The sequence below is a fragment of the Streptomyces sp. NPDC012769 genome, from assembly GCF_042901205.1.
Lineage (GTDB): Bacteria > Actinomycetota > Actinomycetes > Streptomycetales > Streptomycetaceae > Streptomyces.
Genome location: NZ_JBIBCP010000007.1, coordinates 345,069 through 361,766, shown reverse-complemented (window position 1 = coordinate 361,766; position 16,698 = coordinate 345,069). Strand labels below are relative to the sequence as shown.

Sequence of the window (16,698 nt, the reverse complement as noted above, 5' to 3'; positions counted from 1 at the left end):
CGGCCACGGCCGCTCCGCCGTGCCTCCCTCCCGGGCGAGGGGGAATCCGCCAGTTCACGGGCGCCGGTGCCGTCCGGGCGGGCCGTGGACAGGGCGGGCGCCGACGGGTGAGGATCGGTCCGCACGGGGTCTGTACGGGTCCGTATCGAGTCCGCACGGGATTCCGTCGGGCGGGAGGGGCCTGGCGCCGGAAAACTAACAGCGCTAGTTTGGGTGTGCCCGTGCCCCGACAGGCGAGGAGAGACAGCGGATGAAGGCCCACGACGCGATGTACATCGGCGGGGAGTGGCGCCCCGCCGCCTCCCCGGAGACGATCGCGGTGATCGACCCGGCCACCGAGCAGGTCGTCGGCCACGTCCCGGCCGGCACCGCCGAGGACGTCGACGCCGCCGTACGGGCCGCCCGCGCCGCCTTCCCCGGCTGGGCCGCCACCCCGCCCGCCGAGCGCGCCGCCCGGCTCACCGCCCTGCGCGACGCCCTCGCCGCCCGCGCCGAGGAGATAGCCGCCACCGTCACCACCGAGCTCGGCGCCCCGCCCCAGCTCGCCGCCGCCGTGCACACCGGGCTGCCGATCGCCGTCGCCGGCTCCTACGCCGAACTCGCCGCCACCCACCCCTTCGAGGAGAAGGTCGGCAACTCGACCGTCTACTCCGAGCCGGTCGGCGTGGTCGCCGCGATCACCCCGTGGAACTACCCGCTCCACCAGATCGTCGCCAAGGTCGCCCCGGCCCTCGCCGCCGGCTGCGCGATCGTCCTCAAGCCCGCCGAGGACACCCCGCTCACCGCCCAGCTCTTCGCCGAGGCCGTCCACGAGGCCGGCGTCCCGGCCGGCGTGTTCAACCTCGTCACCGGCCTCGGCACGGTCGCCGGACAGGCCCTCGCCGAGCACCCCGACGTCGACCTCGTCTCCTTCACCGGCTCCACCGCCGTCGGCCGCAGGATCGGCGCCCTCGCCGGCGGCGCGGTCAAGCGGGTCGCCCTCGAACTCGGCGGCAAGTCCGCCAACGTGATCCTGCCCGGCGCCGACCTCGCCAAGGCCGTCGCCGTCGGCGTCGCCAACGTCATGTCCAACTCCGGCCAGACCTGCAGCGCCTGGACCCGGATGCTGGTCCACCGCGACCAGTACGACGAGGCGGTCCGGCTGGCCGCCGAGGCCGTCACCAAGTACGTCCCCGGCGAGCGCGTCGGCCCCCTGGTCAACGCCCGCCAGCGCGACCGGGTCCGCGGCTACATCGAGCAGGGCGTCGCCGAGGGCGCCCGGATCGTCGCCGGCGGCCCCGAGGCCCCGCGCGAGACCGGCTACTACGTGGCCCCGACCGTCTTCGCCGACGTCACCCCCGAGATGACCATCGCCCAGGAGGAGATCTTCGGCCCGGTCATCTCGATCATCCGCTACGAGGACGAGGCCGACGCCCTCGCCATCGCCAACGGCACCGTCTACGGGCTCGCCGGCGCCGTCTGGGGCGAGCCGGAGGAGGCCGTCGCCTTCGCCCGACGCATGGAGACCGGCCAGGTCGACATCAACGGCGGCCGCTTCAACCCGCTGGCGCCGTTCGGCGGCTGGAAGCAGTCCGGCGTGGGCCGCGAGCTCGGCGCGCACGGCCTCGCCGAGTACCTCCAGACCAAGTCCCTGCAGTTCTGAGTCCCCGCGGCGCTCGGTCCCGCGGTGCCCGGTCCGCGCGGCTCCGAGCGCCGTACTCACCGAAGGAGCCCCACGCGTGATCCGCGCCGCCGTCCTGCCCGCCGTCGGCTCTCCCCTGGAGATCACCGGCATCGAACTGCCCGAGCCCGGCCCCGGCCAGGTCCGCGTCCGCCTCGCCGCCGCCGGCGTGTGCCACTCCGACCTGTCGCTGTCCAACGGCACCATGCGGGTGCCCGTCCCCGCCGTCCTCGGCCACGAGGGCGCGGGCACCGTCGTCTCCGTCGGCGAGGGCGTCACCCATGTCGCCCCCGGCGACGGCGTCGTCCTCAACTGGGCGCCGTCCTGCGGCGCCTGCCACCACTGCGGGCTCGGCGAGGTCTGGCTCTGCGCCGACGCGCTGACCGGCTCCGCGAACGTGCACGCCCGCACCGAGGACGGCACCGAGCTGCACCCCGGCCTCAACGTGGCCGCCTTCGCCGAGGAGACCGTCGTCGCCGGCAACTGCGTGCTGCCCGTGCCGGACGGCGTCCCGCTCACCGAGGCCGCCCTGCTCGGCTGCGCCGTCCTCACCGGCTGGGGCGCGGTCCACCACTCCGCCCGGGTCAGGGCGGGGGAGTCCGTCGCCGTCTTCGGCGTCGGCGGGGTGGGCCTCGCCACCCTCCAGGCCGCCCGGATCGCCGGGGCCTCGACGATCGTCGCCGTCGACGTCTCGCCCGAGAAGGAGGCCCTGGCCCGGGCCGCCGGGGCCACCGAGTACGTCGTCGCCTCCGAGACCACCCCCAAGGAGATCCGCAAGCTGACGGGCGGTCACGGCGTCGACGCGGCCGTCGAGTGCGTCGGCCGCGCCGCCACCATCCGTACCGCCTGGGACTCCACCCGGCGCGGCGGCCGCACCACGGTCGTCGGCATCGGCGGCAAGGACCAGCAGGTCACGTTCCACGCCCTGGAGATCTTCCACTGGGGCCGCACCCTGTCCGGCTGCGTCTACGGCAATGCGAACCCGGCCGAGGACCTGCCGGTCCTCGCCGAGCACATCCGCGCCGGCCGCCTCGACCTGAGCGCCCTGGTCACCGAGCGGATCACCCTGGACGGCATCCCGGGCGCCTTCGACAACATGCTCGCGGGCAAGGGCGGCCGCGCTCTGGTCGTGTTCTAGGGGGGGCGATCTCGGGCTCGTACGGAAGATCCGTCCGTCCCGGCCGTCAGGTCGCGTCCGCCGGCCGGGACGGCAGGTCGCGTCCGTCGCCCGAGCCGTCAGGTCGCGTCCGCCGTCCCGGCCGAAGGCACCGCGGGGGTCTTCGGCCGGGACCGGGACACCGCCACGCCCGCCAGGCACAGCGCGCCGCCGGCCAGCGTCAGGAGCCCCGGCAGCTCGCCGAGCACCAGCCACGCCATCAGCACCACCAGGGCCGGCACCGCGTACGTCGTCGCGCCCATCCGGCCCGCCGTCGTACGGGCCAGGGCGTAGGCCCAGGTGGTGAAGGCGAGGGCGGTCGGGAAGACACCGAGATAGACCATGTTGAGGGTCGCCGACAGCGGGGCCCGGCCCGCCTCCTCGACGAGCTGCCCGGCGAACGGCAGACAGGCCGCCGTGCCGACCAGACAGCCGAAGGTGGTCACCTGCAGCGCGCTGCCGTGCGCCAGCGCCGGCTTCTGGGCGACGACACCACCGGCGTACGCGATCGCCGCGAGCAGACAGAGCACCACGCCGAGCACCGAGGCGTGCCCCTGCCCGGAGCCGGACATCGACAGGCCGACGGCCACCGCGCCCGCGAAGGACACGCCCATCCCGGCGAGCAGCCGCGGCGGCAGGGCCTCCTTCAGGAACCTGGCGCCGAGCAGGGCGATCAGGATCGGGCCGATGTTGACGACCATCGCGGCCGTGCCCGCGTCGACCTCCTGCTCGCCCCAGTTCAGTACCACCATGTACACCCCGAACCACAGCAGCCCCGAGGTCACGATGCCCGGCCAGGCGGCGCGCGGCGGCAGCCCCTCGCGCCGTATCAGGAGGACGGCCACGAGGACGAGGGACCCGGCGAGGAGCCGTCCGAGGGCGAGGGCGCCGGGGGAGTAGGCGGCCCCCGCGCTGCGGATGGAGACGAAGGCGGAGGCCCACAGGACGACGGTGACACCGGCGGCGGCGAGCGCGAGACGGGAGGTTCGGTTCGGCATGGGACGACCGTAGGGCGCGGACCGTTCGGCGTTCACCGCAATATCGCCCGGGGCCCGCGCCCCGCCGTGGCGTTCACCGCAATATCGCCCGGGGCCCGCCCCGCCGAGGGGATCAGCGCAGGGCCGCCGGCTCGATGCCCAGGGCCGCGTGCAGCGCCCGCTCCCCGTCCGGGGTCACCTTCACCGCGCGCTCCGACCCGATCCGTACGCACCACCCGGCGTCCATCGCGTGTCGGCACAGGGCCGCTCCCGCGAGCCCGGCGAGGTGCGGCTTGCGTTCGGTCCAGTCCAGACAGCCGCGCGCGACGGGCCGCCGCCCCTGGGGGGCGAGGGGGGTGCCGAGCTCCTCGAACCAGGCGAGCCCGGCGTCGGTGAGCGCGAACCCGGTGTCCTGGCGCAGCAGTCCGCGCTCGGTCATCGCCTCCGTGACGGCGATCCCGAGCCGTCCGGCGAGATGGTCGTAGCAGGTCCGTCCGCGCGCCATCGCCTGCCCGGCGCTCACGGCCCGCAGACCGCGCGGTGCCTCGGGCACGGCCGGCCCGGAGCGGGCGGCGAGGTCCTCGACGAGGTGGGCGATCCCCGCGTCGGCGAGCCGTACGTACCGGTGCCTGCCCTGCCGCGCCTCGGCGAGCACCCCGCCCGCGACCAGCTTGCCGAGGTGCTCACTGGCGGTGGACGGCGCCACCCGCGCGTGCCGGGCCAGCTCCCCGGCCGTCCAGGCCCGCCCGTCGAGCAGGGCCAGGAGGAAGGCGGCGCGGGTCTCGTCGGCGAAGAGGGCCGCGAGGGCGGCGAGGTCTTTGGGAGCCATGCGATCAGGGTGCCGCACTCATGTGTCGGCCGGCGCCGAACCGTCGTCCCGGCCCGCCCGGTAGGAACGCAGCGCGAGCAGCCGGTGGTCCTCCCCGAGCGAGAACGCGTCCCAGGGGAGCCGGCCCACCCGCTCGTACGCCTCCTCCGTGCGCGGATCATGACGCCGGGCGAGCCCGTAGGCGGCCTCCAGGCGCACCAGTCGGTCCTCCTCGTCGAGCAGCCGCCACAGCGTGTCCGCGGCGGCGGGGGAGCGGTCGCGGCTCGCGGCCAGCGTCTGCGCGACCGCGCCCCGGACGCCCGGGTCGGGGTCCCGGGCCAGGCCGAGCAGCGTCTCGGCGAACCGGGCGGCGTCGGCGGGCCGCCCCGCCTCGGCGGCGTGCCTCCGCCAGTGGTCGAGACACCCGGTGGTGGACGCGCGCACGGTCGGGTCGGGGTCGCGGACGAACGCGAACAGGGCGCGGTCGGCCTTCGGGCCCAGACCCGAGGCGTCGCCGAGGGCGACGGGCAGCGAGGCCCGGACGTCGGGGTCGGGATGACCGGCGAGCCGGAGGGCGATCGACTCCTCCTGGGGGTGCCCCAGGCCGACGTAGAGGTCGAGGATCTCCCACAGGACCTTCGGGTCGCTCTCGTCGAGCGCCCAGGCGGCGAGGCGTTCCGCCTCTTCCGTGCGGTCGTACGGCCGGTCGCTCACCATGTGGAGGACGTCGGCGTACCGCAGCAGCCGGAGCGCGAACAGCCGGCGGTCGCGCTCGGACGGGTGGTCGGCGGCGAGCACCGCCGACCAGGTCTCCCGGCCGTGCCGCAGACCCAGGGGGTAGAGGACGGCCGCCCGGTCCACATGGTGCGGGTCCGGGTCGGCGAGCGCCCGCGCCATCAGCACCTCCGGCGGCGTCTCGACCCCGAAGAAGCGTTCCAGCGAGGTCAGGATCGCGCCGTGCCCGGCCCGGACGGTCAGCCCGCCGAGCGACACCCGGTCGACGGTGCCGTCCTCGTCGTCCGGGATCCGCACCGTCTCGGCCGGCCCCGACGCGCCCGTCCGGCGCCGCAGTCCGGCCTCGGCGCCCGTCTCGTACCAGGCGCGGGCGAGTCGGAGCAGCCGTTCCCGCTCGGCCCGCGGGAGCCGCTCGCCAGGGTCCCGGTCCAGGGCGGCGTGGAAGACGGCGGGCGAGCCGCCCTCGACCGCCCGCGACAGCGGGGTCGTCCCGTCCGGCAGCGGCCGGTCCGGGTCGGCTCCGTGGTCCACCAGGAGCTCGGTCACCGCCGCGTCGTACGCCGTCACGGCCGCGCACAGCACCGGCAGCCCGTCCTCCCCGGCGGTGTCCGGGTCCGCGCCCGCCTCCAGCAGGCGCCGGACCTCGTCCGCGTCCCCGGTCCCGACCGCCGCTACGAGTCGCTCGTCGCGTCCTGCCTGGTCTGCCCGCTCCACGTACCCCGCACCCCCGCCTCGTACTGCAGCGCCAGCCCGTCGAGCAGCGCCCGCAGCCCGGTCTCGAACGCCCCCCGGTCGACCTTCTCACGCCGCTCCGCGAGCAGGTGCGCCTGGCCGAGGTGGGGGTAGTCCGCGGGGTCGTAGGCGGTCTCGTCGTCGACGAATCCGCGGGCGAAGGAGCCGAGGGCGGAGCCGGTGACGAAGTAGCGCATGAGCGCGCCGATGTACGTGGCCTGGGCGGGCGGCCAGCCCGCGCGGACCATCGCGCCGAAGACCGCGTCGGCGACCTTCAGGCCGGCCGGGCGGCGGCCCGGGCCCTGGGCGAGGACCGGGACGATCTGCGGGTGGTCGGCGAGGGCGGCGCGGTAGGAGACCGCCCAGTCGTGGAGCGCCGTGCGCCAGTCCCGCGGGTCGTCCGGGTCGAACATCGACAGGTCGACCTTCGCGCTGACCGCGTCCGCGACCGCGTCCAGGATCTCGTCCTTGGTGCGGAAGTGGTTGTAGAGGCTGGGCCCGCTCACGCCCAGCTCGGCCGCGAGCCGCCGGGTCGAGAGGGCGGCGAGGCCCTCGGCGTCCACGAGTGCTCCCGCCGTCTCGACGATGCGTTCTCGGCTGAGGAGGGGCTTGCGCGGTCGGGCCATGGCGCACATAGTAGGCGTGGACACGAAAACTAGCAGTGGTAATTAAACCGGTGAGGTGGCACGGTGGATCTGGCGCTGAGCGAGGAGCAGCAGGCCGTACGGCAGCTCGCGGAGGACTTCGTCGCCCGCGAGGTCACCCCGCACGTCGTCGCGTGGGACCGCGCCGAGAACGTCGACAAGTCGATCGTGAAGAAGCTCGGCGCCGTCGGCTTCCTCGGTCTGACCGTCCCCGAGGAGTACGGCGGCTCCGGCGGCGACCACCTCTCCTACTGTCTTGTCACCGAGGAGCTGGGCCGCGGCGACTCCTCGGTCCGCGGCATCGTCTCCGTCTCCCTCGGCCTGGTCACCAAGACCATCGCCTCCTGGGGGAACGAGGAGCAGAAGCGGACCTGGCTGCCCCGGCTCACCTCCGGCGACGCCGTCGGCTGCTTCGGCCTCACCGAGCCGGGCACCGGCTCCGACGCGGGGAATCTCGCCACCCGCGCGGTCCGCGACGGCGACACGTACGTGATCAACGGCAGCAAGATGTTCATCACCAACGGCACCTGGGCCGACGTCGTGCTGCTCTTCGCCCGCACCGGAGACGCCCCCGGCCACCGGGGCGTCTCCGCCTTCCTCGTCCCCGCCGACACCCCCGGCCTCACCCGCCGCGCCATCCACGGCAAGCTCGGCCTGCGCGGCCAGGCCACCGCCGAACTGGTCCTGGAGGACGTCCGCGTCCCCGCGGGCGCGCTGCTCGGCCCCGAGGGCAAGGGCTTCTCCGTCGCCATGTCCGCCCTCGCCAAGGGCCGGATGTCGGTCGCCGCCGGCTGTGTCGGCATCGCCCAGGCCGCCCTCGACGCGGCGGTGCGCTACGCCGGGGAGCGCGAGCAGTTCGGCAAGCCCATCGCCTCGTACCAGCTGGTCCAGGAGCTCATCAGCGACATCGCCGTCGACGTGGACGCCGCCCGGCTGCTCACCTGGCGGGTCGCCGACCTGATCGACCGCGGCCAGGACTTCGCCACCGCCGCGTCCAAGGCGAAGCTGTACGCCTCGGAGGCCGCCGTCCGCTCCGCGAACAACGCCCTGCAGGTCTTCGGCGGCTACGGCTACATCGACGAGTACCCGGTCGGCAAGCTGCTGCGGGACGCCCGCGTGATGACCCTCTACGAGGGCACCAGCCAGATCCAGAAGCTCATCATCGGGCGGGCGCTGACGGGGGTCTCGGCCTTCTGAGCGGCGGCCGGCCCGGCCTTTCGAGATCCTCGCCGAGGTCGTCCGCGACCGGCGGGGGCGGGGCGGATCGTCGGCCGGGCCGACCGGGCCCCGCGTGAAGACCCTAAGCGCTTGCTCACCTTCGTTGTATGGTGTTCGTCCTGGACGGCCCGAGAAGGAGTGTGCGATGAGCGCGGCGGAGGAGACGCCCGGCGGCGAGGACATGCCGTGGGGCGAGGTCACGCCCGAGGCCGCCCGGCGCCTGCTGGTCGCGGCCGTCGAGGCGTTCGCCGAGCGCGGCTACCACGCCACCACCACCCGGGACATCGCGGGCCGGGCCGGCATGAGCCCGGCCGCGCTCTACATCCACTACAAGACCAAGGAAGAGCTGCTCCACCGGATCAGCCGGATCGGCCACGACAAGGCCCTGGAGATCCTGCGTGCCGCCGCCGACGGCGAGGGCACGGCCGCCGAGCGGCTCGGCGACGCCGTACGGTCCTTCGTCCGCTGGCACGCCGAGCGGCACACCACCGCCCGGGTCGTGCAGTACGAGCTCGACGCCCTCGGCCCCGAGCACCGCACCGAGATCGTGGCGCTGCGCCGCGAGTCGGACGCCACCGTGCGCCGGATCATCAACGAGGGCGTGGCGGCGGGCGAGTTCGACGTCCCCGACGTGCCCGGCACGACGGTCGCGGTGCTCTCCCTCTGCATCGACGTCGCACGCTGGTTCAACACCCAGGGCCGCCGCACGCCCGACGAGGTCGGCGCGCTCTACGCCGACCTCGTGCTCAGGATGGTCGGCGCTCAGAAGAAGTAGCGGGAGACCGACTCGGCGACGCACACCGGCTTGTCGCCGCCCTCGCGCTCCACGGTCACCGTCGCCGTCACCTGCACGCCGCCGCCGGCCTCCGTGACCTCGGTCAGCACCGCCGTGGCGCGCAGCCGCGAGCCGACCGGCACGGGGGCGGGGAAGCGGACCTTGTTGGTGCCGTAGTTGATGCCCATCTTCATGCCCTCGACGCGCATGATCTGCGGGACCAGCGTCGGCAGCAGGGACAGCGTCAGGTAGCCGTGCGCGATCGTCCTCCCGAACGGGCCCGCGGCGGCGCGCTCCGGGTCGACGTGGATCCACTGGTGGTCCCCGGTGGCGTCCGCGAACTGGTCGATCCGCTTCTGCTCGATCTCCAGCCAGTCGCTGTACCCCAACGGCTCGCCGACCCCGGCGCGGAGCTCCTCGGCGGAGGTGAAGATCCTCGGCTCGGCCATGTTCCCGCTCCCTCTCGTATGGAAGTTTCTAAGCGCTTGCTCAGCATGTGGGGCGGGCGGCCTCCTGTCAACGGACCGGAACGGCCCTGACGTAGGCTCGGCCGAGTGCCGCAGATTCCCGAGAAGATCCATGAACTCACCGTCGGCCAGGTCTCCGCGCGCAGCGGGGCGGCCGTCTCGGCCCTGCACTTCTACGAGACCAAGGGCCTGATCAGCAGCCGCCGGACCAGCGGCAACCAGCGCCGCTACAGCCGTGACACCCTGCGTCGGGTCGCCTTCATCCGCGCCGCCCAGCGGGTCGGCATCCCCCTCGCCACCATCCGCGACGCCCTCGCCGAACTCCCCGAGGAGCGCACCCCCACGAACGAGGACTGGGCGCGGCTGTCGGCGGCGTGGCGCACCGAGCTCGACGAGCGGATCAAGCAGCTCGGCCGGCTGCGGGACCATCTGACGGACTGCATCGGCTGCGGCTGCCTGTCCCTGGAGAACTGCGTGCTGTCCAACCCGGACGACGTCTTCGGCGAACGCCTCACCGGCTCGCGCCTGATGCCGGAGCGCAAGGACTCCTAGTCCGTGTTCGGCCCCACGACGGCTCTGGAAAAGGAGCAGGGGCCCGCCACCCCCGTGGACGGGCCCCTGCTCGGATCACGGCGAGTACGTCACTCGTACTCGGTGCCGCCCTTGCGGGTCAGATACGCCGGACTGACCGCCTTCGCGATCGCGCGGCCGCCGAGGACCGGGCTGTAGCGCTCGGTCACCGGACGGATCACGAGCCCCTCGCGCAGGTGCAGTTCACGGCCGGAGACCGTCTCCCCGCCGCTCGCCAGCGCGAGGACCGTGTCCAGGTCGAAGGGTCCCGTGTGCAGCCGTGGCACGAGCGGCAGCTCGCCCGGCTCCAGGATCTCGGCCGGGTCCAGCCAGCGGACCTGACCGTCGATCTCGGCGGACACGTCGAACAGTGCGTACCCGAGGCCGTCCTCGGCGCGGGCGTTCGCCCCGTACGCCAGGTCCTGCACCCCGGCCCCGTACACCTCGCCGAACAGTCCGACGCGGGTCGCGCCCAGGCGCTCGGCGAGCCGGGCCGCGACGGCGGGCAGGCCGTGCCCGAGGACCGCGCGCCAGTACAGGTTGCGCGGATCCTCCTTCAGGGCCAGGCCCTTGGCGCCGAAGCCCTTGGAGGAGACGAGGACCCGGCCCTCACCGGCGAGATACGTGACCAGACAGGCCGTGCCGTGCAGCTTCTCGGTGAGGACGACCGGCTCGCCCGGCTCGAAGACGTCCGGGAAACGGTGCAGGTTCTCTATGTCCACCCACGGCAGCAGGTCCGGCGCGGCCTCCACGTCCCCGCTCATCGTCGGCGGGATCGGCGGCGCCCACTTGGTGATCCCGAGCAGCTCCGCGAAGTCGGTCCCGTCCGCGGCCGCCTGCTTCAGGTCCACACCGTCGAGCGCCTTCGGCCGGCACACGAGCCCCTGCGACAACTCACCGCGCAGCCGCACCGCCTTGACCCGGTTCGACGCCTTCCCGGCCAGCCGCCCGGTGAGCCCGAGCTCGTCGACCAGGCCGGGCGGCAGCACCGCCTGCTCCGGAATGTAGAGCGCCACGTCACCGGTCCGGTACATCCCCTTGGCGACCACCGCACGGTAGAGGCCGACCTGCGCGAGCTCCAGCGCGTCGGCGTTCGGGTGGTCGTGGACGGTCAGGGTCTCGGCGGTGACGCGCAGCGTCGACATGTCAGTTCTCCGGTCGCTCGGTCGAGTGCGATGGCGGTCGCGGTTTCGTTCGCGTGGTCATCGCCGCACACTCTGCCGGGCCGAATTCCCCTGGGCGAGCGTTTTGTTGGCTGCTAGTGTCGATCTCTTCGCCGTCCGGACAGCCCCGAGCGGACCCCGTCCGGTCGCCCCGGCCCGTCCCCGCCCGGTTCGCCTACGCCGAGACCGTCGCCGAAGCCGGCTCCGCGAGCGCCGCCGAGACCAGCTGAGCGTTGGTCCGGGCCGGCGAGCCGTCCGGGAGGAACAGCGTGTCCTCCAGGCCGATGCGGGCCGCCAGGCCCTGACGGCGGGCGAGGCGGAGGAGCGGCCAGGCGGCGGCGTCCCTGCCGTGCAGCAGCACCGGGCGGGCGTGCGGGGAGCGGGACAGGGCCGCCAGGAGCGCGAGGGCCGAGGATTCCGAGCCGGCCTCGGCGACGATCCGCAGCACCCGCGGGGCCACGGACGAACGCAGGAAGCGGGCCGGGCCGTCGGTGTCCCAGCGCAGCACCGCCTCGACGGCGACGCCCCGCCCCAGCAGGGCCGACGCGAGGGCCTCCGCGCCCGGCTCGTGCCAGTTGACCGCCGCGCGGTCCGGCAGCACCGTCCAGGAGCGCACCCGCGCCAGCCGACGGACCGGATCGGGCTCGGCCCACACACCCGTCGTCACTCCGACCGGCACGTCCACGGCCGCGCGGATCGCGGCCAGCGTGTCGGCGAGCACCCGCGGCGAGAGCGTGTCGCTCCCGCAGGGCGTCTTGGGGTGGACGTGCACGTCGTCCGCCCCGGCGGCGACGGCCGCCGCCGCTGCCTCGGCCATCGCGACCGGGGTCATCGGCACCGCCGCCGACTCCCCGGGCCCGCGGCCCCCGTTGAGACAGACCTGGAGCATCAGGCCACCGAGGCCAGCCGGGGCGACCGCTCACCACGGGTCCTGGCCAGGGCCCGAGGCGTCAGCACGGCCCGCGGTATCAGCACCCCGCAGTCCTCGCACACCGGGCCGAACCACGGCTCGTCCCTCAGCTCCGAGCGCCACTCGATCCGCGGCCCCGCGCACACCGGGCAGCGCTCGCCCGGCCCGCGCCGCAGCGCGTCGACCAGCCGGCCCACCACCTCCGGCAGCGGCTCGGTCGGGTGGTGCGCCGGATCGTCGCAGCGGGCCACCCCGTTGCCACCCCAGATCCTGCGGTGCCACTCGTCGAGCCCGCCCGGCCGGCGCAGCCCGCCGTGTTTCTCGCGCCGCCGCCGCTCGGCGAACTCCTTCTCGTACGCGAGCCACACCGCCCGCGCCGCCTCCAGCTCCTCGAGCGCGGCCACCAGCCGCCGCGGATCGGCCTCCCGGTCCTCGGGACCGAACCCGTGCCTGTGGCACAGATGGTCCCAGGTCGCCCGGTGACCGTAGGGTGCGAACCGCTCCAGACACTTGCGCAGCGAGTACCGCCGCAGCGCCGTGTCGCTCCCTGGGTCGCGGACCTGTCTCGCGAGACTCCGGAACCCGGCCATCTCTGCCACCTCCGTCGCTAGCACACCGGCGATATGAGAGGGACGAACGAGAGACCGATCCTGTTCCATCGACTTGCTCCCAGGCGGCGGAGAAGGGCACCGGATGGCCGGAACAGGACCCTCGGACGGCGGGGAACCTCCAGGGAAACGCAAGGGAAATTCAGCCGAAGCGGCCCGCCCGCGCCACCAGCCGGGCCAGCTCCTCATGGCAGATGTCGCTGTGCTCGGACACCACCCGGGCCCCGTCCACGCTCACACAGCCCGACGCGGGCGGCCCGTCCCGCAGCGCCGCCTCCAGCGTCAGGGCGGCCGTCCCGGGTACGGCCTGAACACCGTCGTAGCCGATCGCCCACCAGCGCGGGTTGTCCCGGCCCAGGAGCGACTCGTCGTCGCGGGCGAGCCGGGACGCCAGCGGGTAGAAGACCCGCAGCGCCGTGTCGCGGTGCGAGTGACAGGCCACCAGCGGCCCGTCGATCCGCTTCTGGAGGTCCCGCAGGGCCCCGCCGTGGCCGGGCTCGTGCGGCAGCCGCGCCGCGAAGGCGTAGTGCGAGAAGGCACCCTGAAGAAGCGTCACGGACTTCACGGTCCGGGCGCCCGCGGGCAGCCCGCGCAGGGCGTGGGCGACGAGCCGGGCGCCGAAGCTGTGCCCGACGAGATGGACCCGCAGCCCCGGGGCCGTACGGGCGAGTTCGCCAAGCAGCGGGCCCAGCCCGCGCTCACCGACCACACCGGCCCGGCGCTTCATGGTGTAGTACGTGGCCTGCCGCAGCGCCTCCTTCGCGCCCTTCCACAGCCGCTTCACACGGTCCCGGCCGAACAGCGCCTCCGTCCGCGGCTCGCCCGGGGCGCCGGTGCCGCCCTCCGCCGCGTCGGCGAACATCCCGTACACCGTCAGCGGATCCCCGACCAGGAACGCGGGCACGGTGGTGCCGGCGCGCACCTCACCGCCCCCGGCGGGCGCCTCCTCCGTGTCCGTCAGCCGCCGCAGCAGCGCCGCGAACTCCACGAACGCCGCCTCCTCGGCCGGTTCCCGCTCGATCAGCTCCGCGAGCCGCGCGACCACCGCCGTCCGGCCGGGCACGGTCGCGGCGAGCACCCCGTAGTCGGGGACCGGCTCGTCGGTGAACATCATCGAGGGCCACACGAGCCCCGCGTACCCGAGCCGCGCGCCCGGGGCGGCCACACCCGGGAAGGGCGCGAAGAAGCGGGAGAAGAGCCCGGACGCCACCGACGGCGCGTTGTTCCAGCCGTGCGAGAAGAGCACCAGGTCCGTGCACCCGCGCCGGGCCAGGCCGGCGAGCGCGCCCGCCTGGCCGGCCGGGCCGTCGCCGTCCTTGTCGAAGACGATCTCGCGGTACGGATCGACACTCGTCACCGTCATGGCCCGTCCCTCCGCGTCGAGGCGCGCCGCCGCACGGCCGCGGCGCCTCGGAATCCTTCCCACCGGGAAGGACGGCCAGTCGTCAGTGGCGCAGACGCGCCGCCGAGATCTCCGGGAAGTGCACGAGCGCGTCGTACGAGGTCGCCGGCCGCACCGAGGCCACACTGCCCGGCCACGGGTACGCGGTACCGATCGACCGGCTCGGCCGGGCGGTCGACAGCCACTGCCGGGCGGCCGGCGTCGCCGTGCGCAGGTCGAGCAGGAACGGGCGGGACGCGACCCGGTCGAGGACGTGCTCGTTGCTGTCCGGGCCGAGCGGCCCCACATCGAACACCCGTACCGGTTCGCCGGGTGCCTCGGTGTCATGGGCGTTGAAGGAGCCCCTGCCGAAGGTGGCGCCGATGCTCACGTAGTCCCGGCCGAGCGCGTCGCGCAGGAAGGCGCCCTGGAGCTTCGGGTAGTGGGCGGGCATGGTCGTCTCGTAGCCGACGTGCCCGTTGTGCGCCGAGAGGACCATCCGGTCGCCGGTGTGCCGCTGCCACCACACGGTGTTCTCGGCCATGACCCGGTCGCGGTACAGCATCGCCGCGGCGACGCCGTCCGGTGTGCCCAGGTCGTACGCGTACTCCGTGCCGACCTGCGCGATGGCCCGCGCGTGCTGGACGGCCCAGGCGTGCGCCTCGCGCGCCGCGCGGTCGTTCCCGACCGGCGCGCGCCGCTCCAGGAGGGCGAGGGCGCGGGTCACGTCCGCCTTCATCGCCCGCCGCTCGGCGAGCGGCCTGGCCATCAGGGCGTTCATCCAGGCGTCGACCGTGACGCCGTCGGCCGGCCGCGAGGACCGGTAGAGGTCGCGGACACGGGGGAGCAGGTCCGGATGGGCGCCGGCCACATAGCCGGTGACCTCGTCGAAGAGGCCGGGGCCCGCGTAGCCGAGGTCGTTGCCCATGAACCGCACCTGATGGCCGGGGTGGCGCAGGTTGTGCCGTCGCATCCAGGTGAACAGGTCCAGGTACTCCTCGGTGTTCCACAGGCCGTACGCGTTCTGGAACTCGTCCCGCATGATCTTGCGGATGTCGCCCTTGCCGAAGCGCACGTAGTCGTCGATCAGCAGGCCGGTGCTCCAGTTGGCCTCCAGGGCGAAGGTGGTGAACCCCCGCTCCTCCACGAGCCGTTCGAAGAGGCGGTGTTTGGCCTCGAAGAACTCGGCCGAGCTGTGGGTGGCCTCGCCGATGCCGACGACCTTCGCCGAGCCGACGATCCGCTCCAGCGCGCGGGTGTCGGTCAACGGGCGGGCCGTCACGGCCAGTTCCCGGGCCGGGTCGCGCGCGGGATCGGTGGCCGGCCGCTCCCGCGCGACGGCGGCGGGCGCGAGCAGGCCCACGCACACGGCGGCGATCAGGGTGGCGAGAGAGCGGCGGCGACGCCGTACGAAGGTGTTCATGCCCCCAGCCTCCGTGCCGCGGGGCGTGCGGGAACATCCCGCACGCCCCCGACCGGGCACGGGGGCAGGCCCCCCTCAGCGGTACATCAGATACTCCTTCCGCACCGCGCGGAACGCCGCGAGGTCCTCCTCCCAGGCGCCGACGACCTCGTCGGCCGGCGCGCCCGCGTCGATCAGGGTGCGCACCCGGCCGGACCCGGTCAGCTTGTCGATCCAGTGGTCGGCCCGCCACGCGAAGCCGCTCCACGTGCGCCGGGCGGTGACGAGGAGCGCGATCCCGGTGCGTACGGGATCGAAGGCGGCGCGGTCGTGCACCATCAGCTGCACCCCGCCGACCGTTCGGCCCTGGAACTTGGAGAAGGTCGGCGCGAAGTACGCCTCGCGGAACCGGACGCCCGGCAGCTCCAGCGCGTTCGCCGCCTCCGCCCACCGGCCGTCGATCCCCTCCGCGCCGAGCAGCTCGAAGGGCCGGGTGGTGCCGCGGCCCTCGGAGAGGTTGGTGCCCTCGAAGAGACAGGTCCCGGAGTAGACGAGCGCGGTGTCGGGAGTCGGCATGTTCGGGCTCGGCGGCACCCACGGCAGCCCGGTCGCGTCGAAGAAGTCGGCGCGCCGCCAGCCGGTCACCGCCACCGTCTCCAGCGGCACCGGTGTCGTCAGGAACTCCCCGTTGAACAGCCGGGCCAGCTCGGCCACCGTCATCCCGTGCGCCTGCGCGATCGGCTCGCGGCCCACGAAGGTCGCGTACGCCTTGTCCAGGACCGGCCCGAGCGCGGCCCTCCCGGTCACCGGGTTCGGCCGGTCGAGGACGACGAAGCGCTTTCCCGCCAGCGCGGCCGCCGCCATGCAGTCGTAGAGCGTCCAGATGTACGTGTAGAAGCGGGCGCCGACGTCCTGGATGTCGAAGACGACCGTGTCCACGCCCGAGGCCGTGAAGACGTCCGCGAGCGGCCGACCGCTCTTCAGGTACGTGTCGTAGACGGGCAGTCCCGTCGCCGGGTCGTCGTACCGGCCCTCGGACCCGCCGGCCTGGGCGGTGCCGCGGAAGCCGTGCTCGGGGCCGAACACGGCGACCAGGTCGACCCGGTCGTCGGCGTGCATGACGTCGACGATGTGGCGGGAGAGGGCGGTGATGCCGGTGGGGTTGGTGACCACGCCGACCCGCTGTCCGGCGAGCACCGCGTACCCGTCGGCGGCGAGCCGCTCGAAGCCGGTGCGGACCCGCCGGCCCCGGCCGGCCGGGGCGTCGGCCGCGGCAGGTGCCGCGGCCGTGCCGGCCGCCAGCGCGCCGCCCGCCGCCAGCAGGCCTCGTCTGGACAGGCTCATGGGGAAACCTCCTTGATCGCCTTCCCTGACATGGCCACGCACGCTAGCGCTCCACCGCCCCGCGCGGAACGAGGCGTGCCAGGGGGACTTCCCCTGTGACATACCGACTGGTTAGTCTGCCGCTGTAGCCGCAACGGAAGGGTGAGCC

At 74.3% G+C, this 16,698-nt stretch carries 16 protein-coding genes; 5 read left to right on the top strand and 11 right to left on the bottom strand.

Going from position 1 to position 16,698, the window contains the following annotated elements:
• The first annotated feature begins 250 nt into the window (after positions 1 to 250).
• Together ACFY7C_RS32880 and ACFY7C_RS32875 are read left to right on the top strand one after the other, a co-directional pair.
• Positions 251 to 1,642, top strand: a complete 1,392-nt coding sequence (locus ACFY7C_RS32880; protein ID WP_389657855.1) for an aldehyde dehydrogenase family protein — start codon at positions 251 to 253, stop codon at positions 1,640 to 1,642.
• 76 nt (positions 1,643 to 1,718) lie between these two features.
• A complete protein-coding gene (locus ACFY7C_RS32875; RefSeq protein WP_389657852.1) occupies positions 1,719 to 2,798 on the top strand; it encodes a Zn-dependent alcohol dehydrogenase in 1,080 nt (359 codons plus the stop codon).
• A gap of 98 nt (positions 2,799 to 2,896) precedes the next feature.
• On the opposite strand, the gene ACFY7C_RS32870 is transcribed toward ACFY7C_RS32875, so the two are convergent.
• The 4 genes from ACFY7C_RS32870 to ACFY7C_RS32855 all read right to left on the bottom strand — a co-directional run bounded on the left by ACFY7C_RS32870 (position 2,897) and on the right by ACFY7C_RS32855 (position 6,694).
• The gene (locus ACFY7C_RS32870) at positions 2,897 to 3,814 is read right to left on the bottom strand and encodes a DMT family transporter (RefSeq protein ID WP_389657849.1); all 918 of its coding nucleotides are present in this window, start codon (positions 3,812 to 3,814) and stop codon (positions 2,897 to 2,899) included.
• Positions 3,815 to 3,926: 112 nt separating this feature from the next.
• Positions 3,927 to 4,622 carry an ArsR/SmtB family transcription factor gene (locus ACFY7C_RS32865; protein ID WP_389657846.1) on the bottom strand — a complete coding sequence of 232 codons (696 nt, stop codon included), beginning with the start codon at positions 4,620 to 4,622 and terminating at the stop codon, positions 3,927 to 3,929.
• Positions 4,623 to 4,640: 18 nt separating this feature from the next.
• Positions 4,641 to 6,050, bottom strand: coding sequence for a HEAT repeat domain-containing protein (locus ACFY7C_RS32860; protein ID WP_389657844.1), 1,410 nt, complete (start codon positions 6,048 to 6,050; stop codon positions 4,641 to 4,643).
• Positions 6,008 to 6,694 (bottom strand): TetR/AcrR family transcriptional regulator, encoded by a 687-nt coding sequence (locus tag ACFY7C_RS32855; RefSeq protein ID WP_389657841.1) that lies wholly within the window; start codon positions 6,692 to 6,694, stop codon positions 6,008 to 6,010. The genes ACFY7C_RS32860 and ACFY7C_RS32855 overlap by 43 nt, the downstream gene beginning before the upstream one ends.
• A 63-nt stretch (positions 6,695 to 6,757) precedes the next feature.
• On the opposite strand from ACFY7C_RS32855, the gene ACFY7C_RS32850 reads away from it, so the two are divergent.
• Both ACFY7C_RS32850 and ACFY7C_RS32845 read left to right on the top strand, forming a co-directional pair.
• A complete protein-coding gene (locus ACFY7C_RS32850; protein ID WP_389657838.1) occupies positions 6,758 to 7,909 on the top strand; it encodes an acyl-CoA dehydrogenase family protein in 1,152 nt (383 codons plus the stop codon).
• A 166-nt stretch (positions 7,910 to 8,075) separates the two neighbouring features.
• The gene (locus tag ACFY7C_RS32845; protein WP_389657835.1) at positions 8,076 to 8,705 is read left to right on the top strand and encodes a TetR/AcrR family transcriptional regulator; all 630 of its coding nucleotides are present in this window, start codon (positions 8,076 to 8,078) and stop codon (positions 8,703 to 8,705) included.
• Here ACFY7C_RS32845 and ACFY7C_RS32840 read toward each other — a convergent pair.
• On the bottom strand, positions 8,693 to 9,154 hold the full coding sequence (locus ACFY7C_RS32840; RefSeq protein ID WP_389657832.1) for a MaoC family dehydratase: 462 nt from the start codon (positions 9,152 to 9,154) through the stop codon (positions 8,693 to 8,695). The two genes, ACFY7C_RS32845 and ACFY7C_RS32840, sit on opposite strands and share 13 nt — an antisense overlap.
• A 105-nt stretch (positions 9,155 to 9,259) precedes the next feature.
• Here ACFY7C_RS32840 and soxR point away from each other — a divergent pair, with 105 nt between their 5' ends.
• The gene (gene soxR, locus ACFY7C_RS32835) at positions 9,260 to 9,724 is read left to right on the top strand and encodes a redox-sensitive transcriptional activator SoxR (protein ID WP_389657829.1); all 465 of its coding nucleotides are present in this window, start codon (positions 9,260 to 9,262) and stop codon (positions 9,722 to 9,724) included.
• Positions 9,725 to 9,813: 89 nt separating this feature from the next.
• On the opposite strand, the gene ACFY7C_RS32830 is transcribed toward soxR, so the two are convergent.
• From ACFY7C_RS32830 to ACFY7C_RS32805, 6 genes are all read right to left on the bottom strand, one after another.
• Positions 9,814 to 10,887 carry an RNA ligase (ATP) gene (locus tag ACFY7C_RS32830; protein WP_389657826.1) on the bottom strand — a complete coding sequence of 358 codons (1,074 nt, stop codon included), beginning with the start codon at positions 10,885 to 10,887 and terminating at the stop codon, positions 9,814 to 9,816.
• 193 nt (positions 10,888 to 11,080) lie between these two features.
• On the bottom strand, positions 11,081 to 11,794 hold the full coding sequence (locus ACFY7C_RS32825; protein WP_389657823.1) for a 3-keto-5-aminohexanoate cleavage protein: 714 nt from the start codon (positions 11,792 to 11,794) through the stop codon (positions 11,081 to 11,083).
• Positions 11,794 to 12,405, bottom strand: coding sequence for a hypothetical protein (locus tag ACFY7C_RS32820; RefSeq protein ID WP_389657820.1), 612 nt, complete (start codon positions 12,403 to 12,405; stop codon positions 11,794 to 11,796). Before ACFY7C_RS32820 ends, ACFY7C_RS32825 begins: the two co-directional genes overlap by 1 nt.
• 160 nt (positions 12,406 to 12,565) lie before the next feature.
• A complete protein-coding gene (locus ACFY7C_RS32815; protein ID WP_389657817.1) occupies positions 12,566 to 13,786 on the bottom strand; it encodes a serine-threonine protein kinase in 1,221 nt (406 codons plus the stop codon).
• Between the two features lie 82 nt (positions 13,787 to 13,868).
• Positions 13,869 to 15,227, bottom strand: a complete 1,359-nt coding sequence (locus ACFY7C_RS32810; RefSeq protein ID WP_389657814.1) for an erythromycin esterase family protein — start codon at positions 15,225 to 15,227, stop codon at positions 13,869 to 13,871.
• Between the two features lie 75 nt (positions 15,228 to 15,302).
• Positions 15,303 to 16,550, bottom strand: a complete 1,248-nt coding sequence (locus ACFY7C_RS32805) for an exo-beta-N-acetylmuramidase NamZ domain-containing protein (RefSeq protein ID WP_389657811.1) — start codon at positions 16,548 to 16,550, stop codon at positions 15,303 to 15,305.
• Positions 16,551 to 16,698 lie beyond the last annotated feature (148 nt).